The 22,838-nt window shown below is 38.1% G+C and carries 19 protein-coding genes; 14 read left to right on the forward strand and 5 right to left on the reverse strand.

Going from position 1 to position 22,838, the window contains the following annotated elements; genetic code table 11:
• Window positions 1-294 precede the first annotated feature (294 nt).
• Window positions 295-1,455 carry a DUF4317 domain-containing protein gene (locus tag V179_RS0100615; RefSeq protein ID WP_028389802.1) on the forward strand — a complete coding sequence of 387 codons (1,161 nt, stop codon included), beginning with the start codon at window positions 295-297 and terminating at the stop codon, window positions 1,453-1,455.
• Window positions 1,456-1,941: 486 nt separating this feature from the next.
• Here V179_RS0100615 and V179_RS26775 read toward each other — a convergent pair whose 3' ends face one another.
• Window positions 1,942-2,736: an inositol monophosphatase family protein gene (locus V179_RS26775; protein ID WP_152534675.1), complete on the reverse strand. Its 795-nt coding sequence runs from the start codon at window positions 2,734-2,736 to the stop codon at window positions 1,942-1,944.
• A 387-nt stretch (window positions 2,737-3,123) separates the two neighbouring features.
• Here V179_RS26775 and V179_RS0100625 point away from each other — a divergent pair, with 387 nt between their 5' ends.
• The 6 genes from V179_RS0100625 to V179_RS0100655 all read left to right on the forward strand — a co-directional run bounded on the left by V179_RS0100625 (window position 3,124) and on the right by V179_RS0100655 (window position 10,010).
• On the forward strand, window positions 3,124-3,831 hold the full coding sequence (locus V179_RS0100625) for a response regulator transcription factor (protein WP_028389803.1): 708 nt from the start codon (window positions 3,124-3,126) through the stop codon (window positions 3,829-3,831).
• Window positions 3,821-5,230: a sensor histidine kinase gene (locus tag V179_RS0100630; RefSeq protein WP_028389804.1), complete on the forward strand. Its 1,410-nt coding sequence runs from the start codon at window positions 3,821-3,823 to the stop codon at window positions 5,228-5,230. The genes V179_RS0100625 and V179_RS0100630 overlap by 11 nt, the downstream gene beginning before the upstream one ends.
• 189 nt (window positions 5,231-5,419) lie before the next feature.
• Window positions 5,420-6,229, forward strand: a complete 810-nt coding sequence (gene yidA, locus V179_RS0100635) for a sugar-phosphatase (RefSeq protein WP_028389805.1) — start codon at window positions 5,420-5,422, stop codon at window positions 6,227-6,229.
• A gap of 177 nt (window positions 6,230-6,406) precedes the next feature.
• On the forward strand, window positions 6,407-7,285 hold the full coding sequence (locus tag V179_RS0100640; RefSeq protein ID WP_235178910.1) for an aldose 1-epimerase family protein: 879 nt from the start codon (window positions 6,407-6,409) through the stop codon (window positions 7,283-7,285).
• A gap of 424 nt (window positions 7,286-7,709) precedes the next feature.
• Complete coding sequence (locus tag V179_RS0100650) at window positions 7,710-8,942, forward strand: S1C family serine protease (RefSeq protein ID WP_034300157.1); 1,233 nt, start codon at window positions 7,710-7,712, stop codon at window positions 8,940-8,942.
• An 834-nt stretch (window positions 8,943-9,776) separates the two neighbouring features.
• Complete coding sequence (locus V179_RS0100655; RefSeq protein WP_028389808.1) at window positions 9,777-10,010, forward strand: hypothetical protein; 234 nt, start codon at window positions 9,777-9,779, stop codon at window positions 10,008-10,010.
• A 153-nt stretch (window positions 10,011-10,163) separates the two neighbouring features.
• Here V179_RS0100655 and qoxD read toward each other — a convergent pair whose 3' ends face one another.
• The 4 genes from qoxD to qoxA form a co-directional block, all read right to left on the reverse strand.
• Window positions 10,164-10,445 (reverse strand): cytochrome aa3 quinol oxidase subunit IV, encoded by a 282-nt coding sequence (gene qoxD / locus V179_RS0100660; protein WP_028389809.1) that lies wholly within the window; start codon window positions 10,443-10,445, stop codon window positions 10,164-10,166.
• Between the two features lies 1 nt (window position 10,446).
• On the reverse strand, window positions 10,447-11,043 hold the full coding sequence (qoxC, locus tag V179_RS0100665) for a cytochrome aa3 quinol oxidase subunit III (RefSeq protein ID WP_028389810.1): 597 nt from the start codon (window positions 11,041-11,043) through the stop codon (window positions 10,447-10,449).
• Window positions 11,043-12,989: a cytochrome aa3 quinol oxidase subunit I gene (gene qoxB / locus V179_RS0100670; protein WP_028389811.1), complete on the reverse strand. Its 1,947-nt coding sequence runs from the start codon at window positions 12,987-12,989 to the stop codon at window positions 11,043-11,045. The genes qoxC and qoxB overlap by 1 nt, the downstream gene beginning before the upstream one ends.
• Before the next feature lie 70 nt (window positions 12,990-13,059).
• On the reverse strand, window positions 13,060-13,980 hold the full coding sequence (gene qoxA / locus V179_RS0100675) for a cytochrome aa3 quinol oxidase subunit II (protein ID WP_028389812.1): 921 nt from the start codon (window positions 13,978-13,980) through the stop codon (window positions 13,060-13,062).
• A 766-nt stretch (window positions 13,981-14,746) separates the two neighbouring features.
• Between qoxA and V179_RS0100680 the strand changes: the two genes are divergently transcribed.
• From V179_RS0100680 to V179_RS0100710, 7 genes are all read left to right on the forward strand, one after another.
• Window positions 14,747-16,078 carry a cytochrome ubiquinol oxidase subunit I gene (locus tag V179_RS0100680; RefSeq protein WP_028389813.1) on the forward strand — a complete coding sequence of 444 codons (1,332 nt, stop codon included), beginning with the start codon at window positions 14,747-14,749 and terminating at the stop codon, window positions 16,076-16,078.
• Window positions 16,079-16,093: 15 nt separating this feature from the next.
• Window positions 16,094-17,107: a cytochrome d ubiquinol oxidase subunit II gene (locus V179_RS0100685; RefSeq protein ID WP_028389814.1), complete on the forward strand. Its 1,014-nt coding sequence runs from the start codon at window positions 16,094-16,096 to the stop codon at window positions 17,105-17,107.
• Window positions 17,108-17,118: 11 nt separating this feature from the next.
• Window positions 17,119-17,220, forward strand: coding sequence for a cytochrome bd oxidase small subunit CydS (gene cydS, locus V179_RS32265; protein ID WP_376766727.1), 102 nt, complete (start codon window positions 17,119-17,121; stop codon window positions 17,218-17,220).
• Window positions 17,221-17,262: 42 nt separating this feature from the next.
• Window positions 17,263-18,996 (forward strand): thiol reductant ABC exporter subunit CydD, encoded by a 1,734-nt coding sequence (gene cydD / locus V179_RS0100695; RefSeq protein WP_028389815.1) that lies wholly within the window; start codon window positions 17,263-17,265, stop codon window positions 18,994-18,996.
• Window positions 18,993-20,714, forward strand: coding sequence for a thiol reductant ABC exporter subunit CydC (cydC, locus tag V179_RS0100700; RefSeq protein ID WP_028389816.1), 1,722 nt, complete (start codon window positions 18,993-18,995; stop codon window positions 20,712-20,714). The genes cydD and cydC overlap by 4 nt, the downstream gene beginning before the upstream one ends.
• A 282-nt stretch (window positions 20,715-20,996) precedes the next feature.
• On the forward strand, window positions 20,997-21,191 hold the full coding sequence (locus V179_RS0100705; RefSeq protein WP_028389817.1) for a hypothetical protein: 195 nt from the start codon (window positions 20,997-20,999) through the stop codon (window positions 21,189-21,191).
• Between the two features lie 321 nt (window positions 21,192-21,512).
• Window positions 21,513-22,457, forward strand: coding sequence for a sugar-binding transcriptional regulator (locus tag V179_RS0100710; protein ID WP_028389818.1), 945 nt, complete (start codon window positions 21,513-21,515; stop codon window positions 22,455-22,457).
• Window positions 22,458-22,838: the final 381 nt, after the last annotated feature.

The raw sequence follows: 22,838 nt of genomic DNA on the forward strand, positions 1-22,838 counted from the left end.
GAGTGAGTGGCGATTTTACTCTATAAAAATAGGAGAATACGAACTTTTTCCCGGTTTAACAGGCTGTAAGACCCCCACCTCATTTTTACGAAAGATTCAAGGAATAAATAGATGGGGGATAAACAGCCTGTAGATCCCCGATTGGTGAGATACAGTGAAACTTACCATCAGTGGAGATGCTCCCCCGCTGATTGAAGTTTCACTTTATTCCACTCAGCTATTAAAATTGAATAAATATCAAGTATTACTATTTTCTTGACTGACCAATATAATCAGGAATGGGAGATGAGACAAATGAATAAAAAAGACATCGCTAATATCCGAAAGCAATTTAAATTAGATAATCAGTTTATGAAAATTCGCGAAATCTTTACTGTTTATGTAAAGAAAGAATCAGGTGAGATTTACCATCAAGTCAGTCAACCGTTTGAAATGTTAGAACAGGAAGCACAAGAATTGTTTTTAGCAAACTTTAAAAAGGTGTTGACAGGTTATCTTGATGCCAAACTGTTTGAGCTGAAATTTAAACATGATGTGGAAGACAGCACGCAAATGATCCTCTACGAAGGATTACGAGCAGGATCAACGGAAAATTGGAAAGAAAACATGCTCAAAATCGTCGGGAAAATGTTTGCTCATGCTGCTTATGATTTTGATACTGTGGTGACATTTATCCGAGGAGAATATCTAAAGGCGGCTGGGAAACGAGATCAGGAATCGGAAGAAGGAGGGAATGATAAGGCTTATTCCAGTGAGTTTATCCTTTGCAGTCTCAATAAAACCGATCAGCCGAAAAAAGCCTTGCTGTTTGATTATATTGAGAAAGAATTCAAATCGAATAACGCAGTTGATCCCATTATTAATTTGACTACTCCGTTAACAGGTTTTCTGTTTCCTGCCTTCAATGAAAATTCAGCAGATGTGAATCATATTCTCTATTGTGGAGGGAAAGTGAATCAACCAGATGATTCATTTATAGAAGAAGTTCTCAACTGTGAAGAGATTATTACCGCTATGGAAGATAAGGATAGCTTCGAGCAAATCTTAAAAATTGTGATGGGAGACGAAGTGGATTCCAACGTCATTTCTAATGTCTATGAGGAAATCGATAAAATGGTGCAGGAAAATGAAGAAGATGAAGAAAGTGAATCTCCTATGTTGGATTATCGGGACATCGAACGCATCTTAGAGGTGAGCGGCGTCGAAAATGTGGATACCGCCAAAGTGGAACATGCTTTCAAAAGTGTCGTAGATGACGAAAAACATGAAATAAAAGCAAGCAGTATTATCCCTAAAACTATTAAAATCAATACGAAGGTGGCAGATGTATCCGTCAGCCCGAAAGACCTGAAAAATGTAAAATATATTACTTACAATGGAAAACGGTGCCTATTAGTTGAGATTGATGAAGATGTAGTCGTCGAAGGATTTCGACTGGAAACGAAGACACTCTAGTGGTTTTTCAGGGTCAGATTCCTTGATACATTGCAATCAATAAATGAATTTAGTTGGATTTCTAGAAATTGTAGGAACCAACTTTTTTTAGGATTGGATCCAGACAACATGATCATACAGCAAATCAGGTTAGAGAAGTGAATCGCTGGATTTAATGTTTGTGAATGATGATGTATTCGATTAGGCGCAATGCTGCCTATTGAGCTTATAAAATGTGAAGAATTATACGTAAACTAACGGATTGCGATCGAGCAATAATTAAAGATAAATTTTTGAAGCTCTTTTACATTTTTCGATCTTCCAATCAAGCTGAATTATGGAGCAACACGGATAGAAAATAATCAAACTTTATTCAAAGCAACCATAATTCATGAACGTAAATAAAGAGGTGATAAACGAAACCGCCTGTTATAATGACAGACGGTTTCGAGAGTTATCAAAATGTATTGTTTTAAAAGATTACCAGATTATAAAGATAGCAAAGAGTTATTGTTGCACAAGAATAAGATTCTTTAACTCATCCATTATTTTATTAGTGGCATAAATTGTGTGATTTCCTGCTAGGCTTTGTGTTCCACCAGCTTCAGTAATTAGTAACTGGCCAGCTGCAACGTCATACCAGTTAGGGTTTAAGTAAATGGCTGCGTCTAATCGACCAGCTGCGATATAGGCTAGCGTAACAGCAGCAGTACCGATTATCCGAATTCTGTATACATCATTTACGATATTATCTAACAATAGCAATCGTTCTCTATTGCTTTCTTTGTTTCCATCCTTTGCGAAGTCTCCTACGGATATAAAGGCTTCGGCAATAGAAGCATCTCTAACTTGAATCGGTTGTCCGTTTAAAAAAGTACCTTCTCCTTTTGCTGCCCAAAATAATTCACCTAAACCAGGAAGTGAAATAACAGCAACAACAGGATCCCCTTTGTGCGTAAGCGCAATAGAAACGCCGTACAACGGAATTCCGACACTGTAATTCACCGTACCGTCAATTGGGTCGATTACCCATTCAAAATCTTCAGTTCCTTCAATATTCCCCGCTTCTTCACTGAAAACTTGATGAGTAGGATATTGTTCTTTGATACGGCGAATGATAAGGTTTTCAACCTGAATATCCATTTCTGTTACAAAATCTTTTGCTGATTTCACAGTTTGTTGACCAGCTTTCCCTGCGTGTGGAACAATGAATTGTCCTGCTTCTTTACCAAGTTCAATGGCAAAATCTAAATATGATTTATACATGTCTTTTTCTCCTTTTTCAAATAATTCTTCTGACACTTTTTATCCCGCATTAACGGGCAGTAACCCCACTGATTTTATTTAGAATTTTACATATGTCGACTATCCCCATTACTAATTCGACAAATCTCTGTATTGAATCCTGCAAAATAAAGTGGAAAAATGAGAAATGGTTAAGATAACTTGTAATTCAATAGAAAGAAAAGGAAGACGAGTTTAGAAAAGTAATATAAACGAGCGTCCATATTAGATTGAAGCAATACATTTAAGATCCGATCTTATTTGATGTATGATTCATCCTAGTTCAAATTAAAGTGTCCGTATGATCGTCTATTTTCACTAATGTAACGAAGCAGTTGATAGTAGTTGAAAATATGAGGAATTAGACGTAACGTAAAAGGTAGATAGACTAAGGAGTGTGTATACGTGAATATTTTAGTCGTAGAAGATAATGAAGCGGTTTGTTCAATGCTAGAAATGTTTTTCGCGAAAGAAGGATTGCGCGGTGAGTTCGTGATGAATGGACTTGATGGCTACAATCGCTACAAAACGGGTGATTGGGATATAATAATCTTGGATTGGATGCTTCCAGGGATGGATGGGGTCAGTATTTGTCGGAAAATCAGGGAAGAAGATCGTACAATACCAATCATTATGTTAACGGCAAAGGATAGTGAGTCTGATCAAGTCCTTGGGCTTGAACTGGGAGCGGATGATTATGTGACTAAGCCTTTTAGTCCACTGGCATTGATGGCAAGAATTAAGGCAGTGATGCGAAGGTCGCAGAAGGATAATCAGTCAGAGCTATCAGAGGGGCATATTATTGAAACAACCCATTTTACAATAAATCGTGATACACGGGAAGTATTTCTAGATGGTGCATTGGTCCCGAACTTAACACCAAAAGAATTTGATTTACTTCTCTATTTTATCCAATCTCCACGCCAGGTCTTCACACGTGAGCAACTGCTTGAAAGGGTATGGGGCTATCAGTTTTACGGGGATGAGCGAACGGTTGATGTGCATATTAAACGTTTGCGGGGCAAAATCGGATTAAACGCTCAGCCGATGCTTCATACTGTTTGGGGAGTCGGCTATAAGTTTGATGAAACGGTGATGGTTGATGAGAATTAAGTATGTGTATCAATTGCTTGTGAGCCACATTAGCATTTTCCTGTTGGCGTTTGTGATCTTAAGTTTACTATTCGCTAATTATGTCGAAAATCTAGTTTATAAAAATAAAACCGATGAATTGATTGAATATGGACAAACCATTTTAGCGAAGTTTGAAGCCGATCCGAGAGGGCAGATTGCAACTTTAAATCAATATGCAAACGTGTTAGATGCACGACAAATTTACTTTAGTGTGTTTGATCAACGTTTGAACTTGCTAACGCCTAATATTGGTCCACTAGAAAGTTTCGAGCTGACTGCTAAAGAGTATTCACGACTATCAAACGGTGAAACGGTAATTATTCGTCATGAAGGCAAACGATTTGTACAAGAAATGTCGGTTGTGTTGTTACCATATATTCAACGTGGGAATTTGCTCGGAGTCATTGTACTTTATGCCCCCGTAAGTGGTACAAAAGAAATGATTAGAGAAGTGAACAATTATCTATTCATTACCGTAGTTATCGCTTTAACGATCTCCTTATTATTAAGCTGGTTTTTATCTAAACTTCATGTGAATCGAATTCAACGTATCCGCGAAGCAACTTCGATGATTTCTTCTGGGAACTATGATGTCCACGTCCCATCCTCCAGTTTTGATGAAATCGGTGATCTTGGCAATGATTTCAACGAGATGGCACGGAAGTTAAAGAACTCCAATGAGGAAATTGAAAGTCTTGAAAACCGTAGGCGTCAATTCATGGCGGATGTATCTCATGAAATGCGAACGCCATTAACGACGATAAGCGGAATGATAGAAGGGCTACGTGATGACTTAATTCCTGAAGAAGAAAAAATGAAGGGCATTAATCTAATGAATCAGGAGACGAAGCGATTAATCCGGTTAGTAAATGAAAATCTAGATTATGAAAAAATTCGATCTAATCAGGTTGTGTTAACGAAAGAAACGATCCAGCTTCAAGAAGTGCTGGAAGTTATTCGAGACCAGCTCTCGATTCAGGCGGAAGGTAAGGATAACAGGATTCTGCTTGATGTTACTAGAGATTTGCTCGTTTTTGCAGATTACGACAGACTGATGCAAATTTTAATTAATATCACAAAGAACAGTATTCAATTTACCGAGAATGGAACGATATGGCTCCGTGGTAAAGCGGGAAAAGATAGGACAATCATTGAAATTGAAGACACAGGTTCTGGAATTAATCCAGCAGATATTGAGGCAATCTGGCATCGCTTTTATAAAGCTGATTTGTCCCGAACTAGTAATCCATATGGAGAATTCGGTCTCGGTTTATCTATCGTTAAAAAGCTTGTTCAGCTTCATGATGGTGAAATCGAAGTGGAAAGTGAGGAAGGCAAGGGAACGATCTTTACGATTCAATTGCCAGAAAAAAAATAGATGCATAGAAGAATTATTACTAGTTATCGATACTTTTTGTGAAGAAGGATCTAAAAGAAAGCAGCTAAAGTGCCTTTATAGTAGGAAGTACGATGCGCTGTGACCTATAATATGAATGGTGTTAGAATTGAGTCTGTGGAGACCTTCTCCAAAGAGCTAGTGTCAAATGAGAAAGAGGAGTGGAAAATAGTGTATAAAATAATTGCCATCGACATGGATGGGACCTTATTAAATGACCATCATGAAGTAACAGAAGAAGTACGAAACGCGCTACATAAAGCAAAAGAGCAAGGTGTAAAAATCGTACTCTGTTCCGGCCGTCCCATAGGTGGTATGCGTAGATATTTAAAAGATCTTAAGTTAGATGAGGAAGAAGATTACGTCATTGCCTATAACGGTGCACTCGTTCAAAATACTCATACGAATGAGATCGTATCTGAACTATCCCTTGGTTATGAGGATTTAAAATTGGTTCATGAACTTAGTGTTGAGCTAAGTACATCTATGCATTTTTTTGATGCAGATAATCTCTATACACCTAATCATAATATAAGTAAATACACGGTGTATGAATCATATATTAATCAAATCCCACTACATTATCGTCAAGTTAAAGAAATCCCAGCAAATATATTGTTACCGAAAATAATGTTTATTGATGAACCAGATCGTTTAAGTAAAGTGATTGCACAAATTCCTGCATCACTAAAAGAACAATACATGATGGTTCAGAGTACACCTTTTTTCTTGGAAATTTTACATCCAAAAGTAAGTAAAGGAAATGCTGTGAAACAATTAGCTGAAAAGTTGGGAATTAGACAACAAGAGGTAATGTGTATAGGTGATAATGGTAATGACTTGTCAATGATCGAGTACGCAGGCTGTGGTGTGGCTATGGGGAATGCAATTCCGGAGGTTAAGAAATCGGCTAATTTTCAAACTCTCTCTAACAATGAGAACGGGGTTGCACACGCTATTCAAGAGCTTGTACTGACATGATAAGCACTAACTAGGAGATATTTTACGTTTGATTATGAGGCTCGACATTTTATGACAAGGGACTGACCTCGTACTCTAATTCAACACGTAGTGTTTCATACACTAATCTAATACTATGTTTAGTTATGCGGGGTTGACCCTTTGGTTTAGAAACTTCTAAAGAGATGGGGATTTTAGATGATGGTTGAAATTGAAAATAATTGGTTAAAGGTGAGTATTTCACAAAATGGGGCAGAAGTACGGGAAGTACAGCATAAGAAAAATGGGCTGAACTATATGTGGACAGGGGATAGTGCCTACTGGGGACGTGTTTCTCCAGTCTTGTTTCCGATTGTCGGAAGTTTAAAAGAAAACCAGTATCAACTTGATGGCAACATATACAAACTGTCACAGCATGGTTTCTTACGTGATAATGTTTTCGAAGTGGACAAACTGGAAGCAGACTATGTTTCTTTTGTAATTGAGTCTGCTGGACAGTTCACACATGTATATCCATATGAATTTAAGGCATATATTCATTATACTCTTAAAGAAGATTCGTTAATTGTTCGCTGGGAAATCGTGAATGAAAATAAAGAAGCAATGTATTTTTCCATTGGGGCACACCCAGCGTTTAAGCTTCCGCTTTTAGAAAATGAGAAGATTGAGGATTATATATTGAAGCTTACCCCTGGTTCGAAGGAAGTCATTGAATATGAGCTAAAAGATTCTTTAATTTATGAGAAAGGACCGGTTCATGATTTTCAAGAAATTCCGATCACTCCGTCATTATTTGCAAAGGACGCTCTCGTATATAGCCATATCGATCACGTGACATTGACATCTAAAACATCAAGTCATGGCGTAGAACTAACATTTAATGATTTTCCATTCGTTGGAATTTGGTCGAAATATAACGAAACAGATCGCACAATGGCACCGTTTGTTTGCGTTGAACCATGGTATGGTATTGCTGATACTCATGATGCATCAGGAGACTTGAAAGAGAAATTTGGAGTGAACAGGCTTGAAGCTGGAGAAACGTTCTCTGCAGAGTATGGAATGAAGTTTAATTAGAGGAATTAAGACTAGTTTCTTACTTACATCCTGTTAAACTGGGGGAACCATGTCTTTAATTATGGCTCTTTTCGTAAAGATTGTTGTTTTTAGCAAGAAACCAATTCGAACAGATGTTGATTGTAGTGGAAGGTGCGAGACTCCTGCGGGAAAAGCGTGTTGAGGGAGACCCCGCAAGTGCAAAGCACTGAGGAGGCTTCTGAGACCGCCCGCGGAAAGCGAGTACCTGCAACGGAAATCAACCCGGGTTATTGGTGTAAAAATGATTGAAAAGCAACAAAGTATGTGAAAACAGCCTTAATTATAGAGAATTGAAGAGAGTAATATTTCACCCTTGTTTCATTCTTTGTTAATAAATTTGTCATATTTGTTGGGTATGATGAATGTAACAAATAAATTGAAAGAAACAAGGAGGATGGTCCGTATGGAGGAACATCAAATTGAAACAAATACATCTTCACAAAGAGAACAGCATAAAAAAGGAAAAGCGGGCTGGGGGCAGACGATTGTTTCCGGATTAATCGGTTCCGTTTTAACAGCAACGATATTTATAACAGCGGGAGATCAGTTTTTCACAGACACTACCACCCCCACTGAAAATCCAGCTTCTACAGCCGCAGAAAAAGATCTAACAAAGGATAATGGTGTAAACGTTCAACCAACTTCATATACAGGCACAACAAGCCTTGCAGATATGGTAGAATCGGCTTCGAAGGCAATTGTCGGAGTTGTCAATTATCAACAATCAGCTAACCGATTTGCACAAAATTCACAGGAAGTAGAAAGTGGAACCGGTTCAGGTGTCATGTATAAAGTAGATGGAAAGAACGCCTATATTGTTACGAATAACCATGTCATTGAAGGAGCCTCAAAAGTAGAAATATCGTTATATAATGGCAAGACCACAACGGCAGAAATCGTTGGTTCCGATGCTTTAACCGATTTGGCTGTCTTGAAAATTGATGCTTCATTAGCCCCAGGAGAAATTAAATTTGGTGATTCAAGTGCGGTCCGTGCTGGTGAGCAGGTTGTAGCAATTGGGAATCCACTTGGTCTTGATTTTTCTCGAACCGTTACCGAGGGAATTATTAGTGCTGCTGAAAGAACCATTGATGTAGATACATCAAGCGGGACATGGGGATTGAACGTCATTCAAACAGACGCTGCCATCAATCCAGGTAATAGCGGAGGAGCACTGATTAATTCTAAAGGAGAAGTAATCGGAATTAATAGCTTAAAAATATCCGTAAATGGGGTTGAAGGCCTAGGATTTGCTATTCCAAGTAATGATGTGATTCCAATTGTCGACGAAATGATTAAAACAGGGAAAGTAACACGGCCATATTTAGGTGTAGGTCTTGCTGACTTAGCGCAACTTCCACAAGCCTATGTACAAAACATTTCTCAAAATGTGAAGGCAGGAGTCATGGTCACAAATGTAGCAAATGGATCTGCTGCAGAAAAGGGCGGCATACAACAGGAAGATATCATTACAGCGATGAATGGAAAAGAGATAAAAAGCGCTTTGGAACTTAGAAAATATCTCTATACAGAAGCAAAAGTGAATGAAAAAGTAAGTGTGGAAGTGTATCGTGGGAATCAGAAATTAACATTACAGGTTACATTAGGAGAATCACAAAAACAGGTTCCCGAATAAGTATGTTGGCATAGAGGTTCCTAGCTATAATTTCGTAGCTAGGAACCTTTTTTTAGCAAATGAAAGAAGTTTTTTCGTCTATCGACTAATATTATTTAAACGTAATACTGGTTAACAGATATTTAGATGTTGAGTTTTATATCAGATATGCATATAAACGGATTATGTGTCAGATAAATGGCTGGTTTTAAGTAAAGGCTTTTTTCGTAAAGATTGTTGTTTTTAGCAAGAAACCAATTCGAACAGATGTTGATCTTCGTTACAGGTGCGAGACTCCTGCGGGAAAAGCGTGTTGAGGGAGACCCCGCAAGTGCAAAGCACTGAGGAGGCTTCTGAGACCGCCCGTGGAAAGCGAGGACCTGCAACGGAAATCAACCTGGGTTATTAGTGTAAAAATGATTGAAAAGCAACAAAGAATGTGAAAACAGCCTAAGTAAAAGCATGAAAGTTTATATGAGGATAATGGTTTGAACGAATAATAATAGGCAATGATAAACAATATTATTGTTAAAAAGATTTTTGGCTTAATCGTTTGAAACCAAGATTTTACACGACTCTTAACAAGGCTTGAAAGATAGCCCTAATACTATGAAACGAGAGAGAAAGCTCGTTTACTCTCAACGTTTCATGATATTAGGGCTAAAATGAGCTAAAAATCAACATATTATATAACACAGCCTAATAGTAAGAACTTGCTATTATACTGCAATAGGTCCATAGCGAATAAAAAATGCTATTCACATATAATTGTCAATAAAATTGTTTCAAAAATATAAAAATAGTTTGACAATTCTGTGAACGGGATGAATAATATATATAAGGAGGATGATTAAAATGGAATCTAGATTGAAATTGTTAAACGCTACGAAGTATGTAGGGGCAATCCTACTTACAATGGGAATTGCAATTTTTTTATACGGTTCTTTTGTAAGCGATTTCAGACCTGTGATGGGGATAGGGATTGGTACAGTGATGGGCGCTGTTTTTATCTTCTTGATGGGAATGTTTCTAGTAGCTTCTGAAGAAATGGTGACAAATTGTAAGCAGGGGAAAAAGATACTGCCTTGATAATGGATTGGTTTAATAAGAATAATAAGAACGTGAATAATAAATGGTCACCTAGATGTTGAATAGGCGTAGTTGACTATGATGAAACAAATGGCTGCGCCTTTTAAAAAAAAGAGAGCGTAATACGCCCTCTTTTAAGTGGATCTTTTTGGATTACATATCCCAGAGAAAGATTAACAATGTCCCAAAAATGGTAACTAAAGCAACCAATATACCGAAATAAACGTTTGAATAAATGGCGCCTTTATCTTCTGTTTCACCAGCATGCATGAATACAACGAGTTGAAGGCCTGCTTGTACGAATGCAGTCAGAAGAAGTATAGTTATGCCTGCTGTAAATGACATATCTAAAAAGTAAACCAATAGAGCCACTGCTGTAAGGATTAACGAGAATACAAAGCCCATTACTTGTTTTATTGGGAATAATTCCTTCATATTACATCATTCCTTTCAAGTAGATGAAGCTAAAGATAAAGATCCAAACTACATCTAGGAAATGCCAGTAAAGAGAGAAAATGAATGATTTATTGGCTGTTTCAGGTGTCAATCCACGTTTTTTCACTTGTAGGAGAATAGCTAATCCCCAGAAGAAACCAAATGTTACGTGCAGTCCATGTGTTCCTAACGTTGTTAATAACATGGATGTGAATCCACTAGTGGTTATTCCAGCACCTTCGTGTATATACGTTGTGAATTCGAAAATTTCAAATCCTAAGAACCCTAAACCTAGAACAAGGGTTACCGCAAAGAAGGCCATCATGGCTTTTTGTTTGCCTAAGCGCATGGCGTGAATACCAAGACCAATAGTAAAACTACTTGCTAAAAGCAAGATTGTTTCCATTAATACTGGTGATAGTTCAAAGATTTCTGCACCGGAAGGACCATTGCCCGAACGGTGCTCATACACGAAGTAAGACGTGAAGAGCGTTGCAAAAAGCATAATTTCGGCACCTAGGAAGATCCAAAAACCAAAGATTTTTAACCGGTTTTCTTCCGTGCTATATTCAAGTGGAAGCGAGTGATCAATTTTCATTATTTAGCACCTCGCAATTTTGTTTCTGTATCTTCAATTTCTTCTACAGGGATGTAATGTCCATGATCTTTTTCGAACGAACGGTATACAAGACAACCTAAGATACCGAGTAACGAAATAATGGCAAGTGGCCAGATACTGAAGATCATACTAAATCCAAAGACAAAGAAGATACAACTCATAATAAATGGTAAACCGCTAGAATTCGGCATATGAATTTTTTCGATTTTACCTTTAAATATTTCGTGGCCATGTTTCTTAGCATCCCAGAATGCTTCAGTTGATTTAACTTGCGGCATAACCGCAAAGTTGTATTCCGGTACTGGAGTATGAGTAGCCCACTCAAGAGTACGTGCATTCCATGGATCGTTACCGATATTCCGTGGTGAGTAACGAACGCTATAATAGATATTGTAGACAAGTAACGCAAAACTAATGGCCATAATACCTGCTCCGATAAATGCAACCATATTCAATGGAGCAAATCCAGTTGATTCAGAGTACGTGTACATCCGGCGTGCTTGACCGTCTAGACCAGTAATATACATTGGGATGAATGCTAAAATGAATCCAGTAGACATTAACCATACTGTCCATTTACCGATTCTCTCATTTAACATGAATCCGAACATTTTTGGCCAGTAGTACGTAAGACCAGCAAGCATTGCATATACAACACCAGGGATAATCACGTTATGGAAATGAGCAACTAAGAACATTGTATTATGATATTGATAATCCGCAGCTGACATCGCAAGCATAACCCCTGTTACCCCACCAAGTGTGAACAGCGGAAGGAAATGCATCGCGTAAAGCATTGGAGTAGTAAATTCAATTTTTCCTTTCCAAAGGGTGAACAACCAGTTGAAGATTTTAACCCCAGTTGGAACAGCAATCGCCATCGTTGTAATGGAGAAAAAGCTGTTTGCAAGTGCCCCTTGCCCCATCGTAAAGAAATGGTGAGCCCACACAAAGAATGAAAAGGCAGAGATAACAACCATTGAAGCAACCATGGATTTATACCCATAAAGATTGCGACGTGCAAAGGTCGAAATAATCTCACTAAATAAACCGAATGCCGGCAAGATCAAGATATATACTTCAGGATGTCCCCAAACCCAGAATAGGTTGGCCCAAAGCATATCTGAACCACCGTCACCAATTGTAAAGAATTTTGTATCGAATAAACGATCCATTGTACCCATTGCAAGTAATACGGTTAATACTGGGAAAGCAAAAACAATGATTAAGTTAGAGATTAGAGCAGACCATGTGAACATTGGCATTTGCATTAATTTCATGCCTGGTGCTCTCATCTTAAAAATAGTCGTGATGAAGTTGATACCCGTCATTAAAGTACCGATACCAGCTATCTGAATTGCAATCATGTAATAATTCGAACCTACAGAAGTACTAAAATCATTCCCTGCAAGTGGAAAATAAGAAGTCCAACCTGCATCAGGTGAACCACCAATTACGAATGAGATGTTGAATAGCATCGCACCCATAAAGAATAACCAGAAGCTTATGGCGTTTAGACGTGGAAAGGCTACGTCACGGGCACCAATTTGTAATGGTACGACGAAGTTGAAAAAGAACATAATAAATGGCATAGCCATAAAGAGAATCATAACAACACCGTGAGTTGTGAATACTTCGTTATAATGTTGAGATTCTAAGAATTTATTATCCGGAATGGCAAGTTGAGCACGTAACATAATAGCATCAACGCCACCGCGGAATAGCATAAGTAAAGCAGAAATTAGATACATAATACCGATCCGTTTATGGTCTACTGTTGTTAACCATTCACGCCATAGATAACCCCATTTTTTAAAATAGGTTATACCTAAGATTACCGCAATACCAGTAAGACCAATGGCAACCATTGATGCGTATATCAAAAAGCTTGGATGCGGTATGGCAAAGCGATTAAAGAAATCCATACTTTTTTGACTCCTTTCAAGATTATATTGCTTTTCATATAAAACGAGTGGTTAGTATATGTGTAACCTATTATTGATGATGACTGTGATCTGCTTCCTTCCCAGAATCACTTGATTCATGATGGTGTTCGCCTTCTGAAACCTTATCAGAATCGGCTGAATCATGATGATGTTCTGGAGCTGGTGAGAATTCTAAATGCGTTCCAGTATATGTGGATCGTCCAAGATGTCCAGGTTTTAATAACTCATTAAATTTCTCTTCAGTAAGAGGTTTAGCTGTATCTTGCACTTCTTTTACCCATTTATCAAAGTCAGTTTGGGACATTGCCTCAACATCAAACGTATTTTCAGCAAATCCTGCTCCACTGAAGTTTGCGTTTCGACCCATTAATTCACCAGGTTCGTCTGCGGCTAAATGTAATGTTGTAACCATGTCACCCATTGCGTATTTTTGTCCACCAAGTTGTGGAATCCAGAAACTAGTGATTGGCCCGTATGAATAAAGTTTGAATTCAAGTGGGCGACCTGCTGGAATATTTACATAGTTAACAGTTTCAATACCTTCTTCAGGATAACTGAAATGCCATTTCCAGTCAGAAGATGAAGCGTATATGACTAATGGTTCTTGACCTTCGTATCCTTTCGGTGTGGCCTCTACTTCATAGTTACTCTTAACAGACATAACAGAAAGGAAAATAACAATAATAATTGGAACACCAATACAAATTGCTTCAACAAACATATTACCTTCAATGTGTGGAGGTTCATAATCTGCACTCTGCTTAGAAGCGCGGTATTTAACTAACACGAATACTAAAATTGCAAAAACAACAATAACAATACCAGACATGATCCAGATCGATAACATAATATCATCGGCTTGCACTTTAGCTTGCGGCCCTTTAGGGTCCAAGACCAATAGTGGCTCACAACCAGATAGTACAGCAGCAACCGTGAAAATCATGGCTAATAGAGTCCATTTTAACTTCATAGTAGTACCCCTTTCCCTTATATTTCTTAGTTATTTAGATAAAGTGTTAACTGTTTCACAAACTGACGATTCTATCTTATTATTAACCTTATAAAAATACAATCAAAACATAAATATGTCACAAAAAGTTCATGAAGATATTGAGAAAAAGTGGCAGTCGAGGAGATATATTGGATTAATTGAATATGATGACATATGATGATAGAGTTCAGGATTATTTTATCGAAATATATGAGATCTCATGAATAAATTCTATTAAATTATATTACTATAATTATTTGGAAGCAGGAACCATGAGTGAACTGCACCCTAATTGTTAGACACCACTAACAATTGGAGGTGCAGTTTTTTTTTGATTACATATTATTTAGTCCTGAGTTTACTCCTGGGAAGAATCTACAATTTTTGAGGGGATTAAGAAAATAAAACGAATATGGCGTTAAAACGCAGTATTTACGATAAACAAACCATCCTGTAGCACGCTACGCTCGCTTAATCACAATGGTGGCGGTGCGGAGCTGGATTTTGAAGCATATACATAATAAGTTCGTATATCTGCAAAGTAGATTGTCTAAAGCAGTAACTCATGAAGCCCAACATGTCCTTCATTCAAAATAAGTATTTTTATCGGATATGAATAAATCTCAAAGAAAAGAAAAAAATAACATGTACAGTCTTGGAAGTGAAAAAATTGCAATGAGAAAGGACTAGAAAAATACTTCTACTCTAATTGCTATTTTTATTATGAAGTAAAGGAGGATTCACAATGGTTGAGTATGATCCCGTTTTATATAGCCGAATACTAACCGGTACCACGTTAGGTTTTCATACGATTTTTGCCACTCTAGGGGCTGGTATTCCGCTTCTGATTGCGTTAGCTGAATGGATCGGAATTAAACGGAATGACATGCATTATCATGTGCTTGCAAGGCGTTGGACTAAGGGGTATATCATCTCTGTTGCTGTTGGGGTGGTTACCGGCACTGCTATTTCCTTACAACTCAGCTTATTGTGGCCGAATTTTATGGAAGCAGCTGGACATACCATTGCCCTTCCTTTATTCTTGGAGACATTTGCCTTTTTTTTTGAAGCCATTTTCCTAGGGATCTATCTCTATACATGGAATCGATTTAAGAGCAAGTATGCTCATTTTCTCTTATTACTCCCTGTTTTTATAGGTGGTGGCGCATCAGCCTTTTTCATATCGACAGTGAATGCTTTCATGAATTCACCTATCGGTTTTAATTATGAAAATGGCATTTTAACGAATGTAAATCCCATAATGGCGATGTTTAATCCAGCCACCCCAACAAAGGTAACGCATGTTATGGCATCTTCTTATTTAACCGCTGCCTTCATTTTGGCGTCAATAGCGGCCTTTTCAATTTATAGAGGCAGAAACCATGTTTATCATAAAAAAGCGTTGAAATTATCAATGACAGTCGCACTTGCCTTTGCTATCAGTACCGCTTTGATTGGGGATTTATCAGGAAAATTCTTAGCTCAATACCAACCTGAAAAGCTAGCTGCAGCTGAATGGCACTTTGAAACGGAGAAAGGTGCGACGTTAATTTTTGCTGGTTCTTTAGATGAAAACAATAAAATTAGTCAGGCTATAGAAATTCCATATGCATTAAGTATACTGGCGCATGGGATTCCAGGGGCAGAAGTAATTGGCTTGGAGGAATTTCCAGAAGAGGATTGGCCTCCTTTGATTGTCCACTATTACTTTGATTGGATGGTTACTATCGGCATGTTTCTCGCTCTTGTTTCTTTTGTCTATTTTTGTATGCAGTACAGGGAAAAATGGAATGAATGTAATAAGCCGTTATTAAGCGCTATTATAGCGGGAGGGCCACTTGCCATGCTTGCGATTGAAGCTGGTTGGTTCATGGCAGAACAAGGTCGTCAACCATGGATTATTAGAGGGGTGATGCGCACCGCCGAGGCAGCGACAACATCAAACCATGTTGACACGATGTTAATACTGTTTATCTTGCTCTATGTCATATTGGCCATTTCTATTGTTATTGTACTCAAAAGGGTGTTTAAAGCGAGCCCGCTTGAGAAGGATTTAAAAAAACAAGGGATCGAATAAGGAGGAACCGTTGATATGAGCTATGAACTACTCGGCATTACGGTGCTATGGACATTTTTATACGGCTATGTCATTGTGGCTTCGATTGATTTTGGTGCTGGTTTTTTTAACTATTACACAACGATAACAGGAAAAGGGCCTATTGTTCATAAAGTTATTGATCGTTATCTTTCACCAGTTTGGGAAGTGACAAATGTATTCCTGATCTTCTTTTATGTAGGCTTAATTGGCTTTTTTCCATCGATTGCCTATTATTATGGGACAACCTTACTTATACCAGGTAGCATTGCGACGATCTTGCTTGTTATTCGCGGCTCATACTATGCCTTTCATCATTATGGTCCAAAAAAGGCAAGATGGACGCAATTTTTGTACGGAGCAACTGGTCTACTAATACCGGCCTCCTTATCCACTATCCTGACGATTTCAGAGGGCAAATATATATATGTCAGTAATGGCAATGTGTCCTTGGATTACAGGGAGTTATTTACAAGCTTCTATTCATGGACGGTTATTATCTTGGCGATTGTAAGTGTGCTGTATATTTCAGCGTGTTTTTTAACCTATTATGCTCACAAAGCTGGGGATATGGAGGCTTTTCATATTTTGCGAAAGTATGCCCTTTCTTGGAGTCTACCGACCATTCTAGCAAGTTTTCTTGTATTTTTATCTATCAGTCATCACAATTGGGAACATTTCAGCGGTATGCTTGATCTTTCCTGGATGTTCATTCTGTCGAGTCTTTTCTTCCTCGGTGCGGTCTTTCTCATTTTGAAAAAGCAGAGGTTGGGCCTTTCATTTATATTTGTCATGCTTCAATACGCATTTGCCTTTTATGGATATGGGGCTGCTCACTTACCTTATCTGCTTTACCCATACCTCTCAATTTATGATGGATTTACGAATGAAGCCATGGCCATCGCTTTAATTATTACCTTTGTTGCCGGTCTATTATTGCTTATTCCATCGCTCTATCTTCTCATGCGTTTGTTTGTGTTTAGCAATCAGTATGTTCAAGGAAAGAAATAGGAGGTGTATTCTTGACTACATTCTTGATTATGGTAGCACCATGGATCATTATTGCAATCGCAATCATTCTTTTATTTGTATGGGGTGCGAAAGGGAAAGACCCATACCACTGATGGTTCGTTTAACCAGGATAAAGTTGGGAGATTGACAATGTTATGAATCAACTGAAAAAAATGGCGTTTGCAGAGAGAAGAACCATGTTGTTACTGGTTCTTTTCGCTTGTTTGTCAGGTGCAGTGATCGTTTTCCAAGCTTATTATTTTGTGAAAATTGTTGACTTGGTCTTTCTTAAGAACGCTTCCTTTGGCGTTATTGAGCATCTGTTGTGGATTTTACTAGCTTTACTTTTCGCCAGAGTACTATTCATGTATGCGGCAAGAAGAACAGGAATTAGGCTTGCTTCAAAGGTAAAAGGAGATATAAGACGATTATTGTTTGTGAAATATGCCAAAAATCCGATACAGGCTTCCTTGAGCGGCCAAACGGGGCGGAAGGTAAGTACGGCTATGGATGCGGTAGATGAAATTGACAGCTATTTCAGTAGTTACATTCCTCAAATTATCCAAACGGCAATTGTTCCCGTTCTTATTTTGCTTGCCGTTTTTACCCAACCTGCTTTTTCGGGTCTTCTTATGCTGATTACGGCACCTTTTATCCCGATTTTCATGGCCATAATCGGAATAAAAACGCAAAAAAAGGCAGAAAACCAGATGGAAAAGATGGCCGCCTTTTCGGGACATTTTCTCGATACTCTACAAGGTCTAACCACACTTAAGCTTTTTGGCCGAGCCAGACAACAAAGAGAAACAATTAGAAAAAGCAGCTTTGATTTTCGCGATGCTACCATGGAGGTCCTCAAAATCGCCTTTATATCGTCACTTACATTAGAATTCATTTCTACGCTTAGTATTGGTTTGATTGCATTTGAGTTATGTCTCCGCCTTGTTGTTTTCAAGAATATCAGCTTTTTCTCCGCCTTCTTCATATTAATACTAGCACCTGATTTTTATTTATCTTTAAAAGATTTGGGAAATGCCTTTCATTCTGGACGTGGGAGTAAAGGGGCTTTTCAGAAGGTAGCAGACGAATTAGCACAAGAAGAGCCGTCCATCCTATGGGGGACCGTACATTTACTTAAAGATAGTTCCCCGCCTGCTCTAGAAATCCAAAATCTAACGTTTACTTATGATGAAGGGGATTTTGCCATAAAGAATCTAAATGTCACAATCCCACCATTTGAAAAGATAGCCATAGTCGGACCTAATGGGTCTGGGAAAACCACTCTTTTACATATCATAGCTGGATTGTTGGAACCGACTGCTGGGGTGATCCGAGTGAATAATAAGTCACGCACCGAGTATGAGGAGGAGAGTTGGTTTAATCAAATTAGTTACATCTCGCAAAATCCCTATCTTTTCTCCGGAACCATTGCAGAAAATATCTGCTTGGGCGGGGACCCGCAAGCCTCGATGAAGGATGTAGAGTTAGCTGCCCAAAAAGCGGGACTATCAAAGATGATTCAGTCGCTGGAACACGGGATTGATACTACAATTGGGGAAGCAGGAAGAGGTCTTTCTGGCGGTGAGAAGCAAAGAGTAGCACTCGCAAGAGCGTTTTTAAAGCAACCATCGCTTATACTTTTCGACGAGCCGACGACAGGTCTTGATCTTTATACAGAACAAATATTGCAAGCTTCGATGTGCGAACTTAGCAAAAAATCAACCGTGATCACTGTCGCTCACCGTCTTTATACGATTCAAGATGCCGATCAAATTTTATTTTTGAAAAACGGCAGATTGGTTGCGGCTGGAAGACATGATGACCTTATCGAAAGAGTCACAGAATATCGTAATATGGTGCATGTGCAACAAGGAGGGGGCGTAAAATGAGGGATTTATTTCAAGTGATTCGGTTAGTTACGATGGAGATGAAAGACATTTTGTATACCATTTTGTTTGGATTTCTTAGTGGAATTGTTGCAATTAGTTTATTTGCTGCAAGCGGATATTTGATTTCGAAAGCTGCCCTTGTACCGCCTTTGTATACGTTGACAGTTTTGCTGGCATTGTTGAAACTGTGTTCAATTGCACGTACCCTCAGTCGCTATGCAGAGCGGTTTTTTTCACATCGAGCAACTTTTTCCATTTTAGGAAATGTACGAGTTTCATTTTTTGAGAAATTGGAACCACTGGCATCAGGCATTTTCCAAAAATATCGAAGTGGTGACCTTCTTTCTCGCATTGTCGGAGATGTGGAGAGTTTGCAAAATTTTTTTCTGCGTGTATTCTACCCACCAATTGTTTTCGTACTTGTGTTTTTAAGTACGATTTTCTTTACTTCTTTTTATTCGGTTTATGTAGCGTTGACATTACTAGCTGGCATGATTTTAACCGGTTTTATCATCCCCATTTTATTTGCAATCAGGCAAAGAGATATTGAGCAAGGAATTCAAAGTGAACGCGGTGAATTGTCTACGGAGGTAACCGAGTTTTTTTATGGATTCCGTGATTTGAAAATCTATCAGAAGTTGGAAGAAAAAGAACGAAGGCTGCTACAGCTTTCCAATCTGTACATAAGAGAGCAAGAGCGAAAAGAAGGTTTAACTAATTTCAGTCAAACGCTAAATACGTTAGTCGCGAATTGTGTGTCCTGGGCTATAGTTACACTGGGGGCTTACCAAGTTGTAACCGGTAAATTGGATGGGTTATACCTCGCAATGCTTGTGATGATTTCCCTAAATGTGTTTGAATACTCGATTCCAATGGCTGCCTTTCCTGTTCATTTTGAAGATAGTCGAAGAGCTGCAACCCGCCTCTTTTCAGTGGTGGAAAAGAATCCTCCTCTGAAATTGGAGTTAGATAGTGGGATGTGTAACTTGGGGCAAGGTGCGATCGCCATTGATATAGACAAGGTATCATTCTCTTTTTCTGATCATACCCGGCTGGTACTGAATCAGGTGTCGCTAACCTTGTCGGCTGGGTCAAAGACTGCTATCGTTGGCCCATCCGGTTCAGGGAAATCGACATTGCTACAGCTGGTTATGAAAATGCAGAATACTGATGAGGGAAGGATATTACTTAATGGTACGTCTATTGATATGATTGAGGAAGAAAGTATTTGGAAAAGCATGAATGTGATTCTCCAAGAAAATCATTTTTTTTACGGAACCATTAAAGAAAATTTGCTTCTGGCAAAAGAAAATGCGACAGATGATGAATTAAAAGAAGTGTTAGTAAAAGTAGAGCTTGACGGATACTCGTTAGACCAGCCTGTTTTTGAAAAAGGAGAAAATCTATCCGGGGGAGAAAAACAAAAGTTGGCAATTGCCCGTACTCTATTAAAGAGAAGCCGTTTATGGTTATTGGATGAACCGACTTCGTCAATGGATGCGTTGACGGAACAAAACGTATATAGGCACTTATTTAAACAAGCAAAAAACGATACGATTGTACTCATAAGTCACCGCTTAACCGGTTTGGAACAGATGGATCAGATTATCGTAATGGACCAAGGCATGGTCGTTGAATCTGGCTCATTCACAGAACTTATGGAGAGAAGAGGTTACTTTTACGGTATGAAGCAAATAGAGAAGAGTGTTCTTTTTTAATGAGTGGGATCGGAGCTGTATAATCTTTCGCATATACAGCTTCTTTGGGGAATCCTCTAATAATCTTATAGGGTAACAGAGAGGGATTGCTTTTCTGCTGAAAAGGAGAGAAGATGGTAGCTGTTACCTTTTTATTTATATTTTGGAATTAAGTATCGTGTTCCAAAGGGAGTATGTAGTTGTTTAATTTCTTTGGCCAAGTGATGATAATTGTTTTTCAGTGGTTGGTATAAGGGAAACTGGAGTGGACTAAATAGAAGAAGTACTGGGAGGGAGATTCTCATGAAGGTTAGTATGATTCTAGTCATTATTATTAGCCTATTTGCTGCAATATCTACAATTAAGCTAGCTGGTAAAAGTGATCAAGATTATAGAGCAGCTACAAAAGGTAATTTACTGAATTTAACACTAATCTATGTAGGATTAGGTGTTATTTCAGTAATCGCTATTGCGTACATTCTTATTGAATTGGCTTGAAGTCTGCATTGTTAACAAATTACTAAAATAGAAGAAACTCGTTAAAAAGGTAGCCTTTTCTCAAAGTAGCTAAGGTTACTTTACCGGCGAATAGTTTAAAACATTTTCCAAAACAAACTTAAATATATTTTGTGGAATCACTTTTTGGTATCGTCAAGAAAGTGAGGGTGAAGAACGATGAGAATTTGGTACAGATCAAATTAGAACCTAAATCAAAAATTTAGATGGAGAGAGACTTACAAAAAGAGGAATAGTGTTGCGCAGCTAAATACATATGTGTAACAATATAAGTACAAATGTGCATATGAAAGGCTGAATATAATGAATTCCGAAAAAATTGAGAAAATGGTTGAAGCAGCAAAGCTCTATCATTTAATGGATTTTAGCCAAATGGAAGTTGCCAAGAAACTTGGTGTCTCCAGACCAACTGTATCGAAGATTCTGCAACAGGCGAGAGAAGAGGGAATTGTTGAGATTAAGATTATGGATCCATCAGAAAACTGTCGAATGTTGGAAGAGGAACTTGAAGAGAAATTTGGTCTGAAAAAGGCAATTGTCGTATCTGTTCCGATATACGAAGAGAATGTTGTAAAACAGGCGATCGGCAAGGGTGCTGCCGACTATGTTAGTAGTATTGTCAATGATGGTGATACTATTGGTATCACTTGGGGAACAACTATGTACCAAGTAGCGTTGCATCTTAAGCATAAATCAGTACGGGATGTGAAAATTATTCAGTTGAAGGGTGGGGTCAGCCATTCTCAAAATAAAACCTATGCTTCAGAAGCATTGAATTTATTCGAGAAAGCGTTCGATGCCAAGCTCTATCAACTTCCTTTACCGGCAATTGTTGATCATATCGTTGTTAAACAAGCCATAGACGCGGATCGTCATATTCGTAAATTGCTTACGCTTGGAAAAGAAGCGAATATTGCCATTTATACGGTTGGAGTACCGCAAAACGATTCACTGCTCTTTCAATTAGGTTATTTTTCAGAAGAAGATGAAAAGGTCATTTCAGAGCATGCTGTCGGTGATATTGCTTCCCGTTTTTTCGATAAAGATGGTCATATTTGTAATCCAGATTTAAATGCTAGAACAATTGGCGTTGAATTGGATGATTTGAAGAACAAAGAACACTCTATTCTTGTAGCCGGCGGTTTAAAGAAGATCGACGGGATTAGAGGAGCAATTAAGTCGAAAATGAGCAATGTATTGATTACAGATGCCAACACGGCAAAAATACTTTTAAATAAAGAAACATAAGATTGGAAAAACGCGGTAGCCCTTTGGTTACCGTGTTTTTTTAGGTGACATCTTATATGTAAAATGGAAGACTACTAAGAATTTTAGGCCTGATAGACAGAAAAGGAAATATGAGGACATAATGGTAATTTTACATAAGTCAATTTTATGTTTTACAAATGTTTAATGATTTGCTATAGTGAAATCAAATGAATTTAATTTATCTGGGTTTAGTTAATTCGATTTGATAGCGTTTTCTCCATTAGGAGTTAGATTCTTACAATTGTTTAGCTAATCGAGAGAGAAAGGTAAAGGAAGTGAAACGAAAAGTATAGATTAACTATATGTTTTCAATCATTTAATTCTGTGTGAAATGTAAAAAGCATGGGTTACAGATGTTCG

It is taken from the genome of Bacillus cihuensis (genome assembly GCF_000504145.1).
Taxonomy (GTDB): Bacteria; Bacillota; Bacilli; order Bacillales; family DSM-1321; genus Peribacillus; species Peribacillus huizhouensis.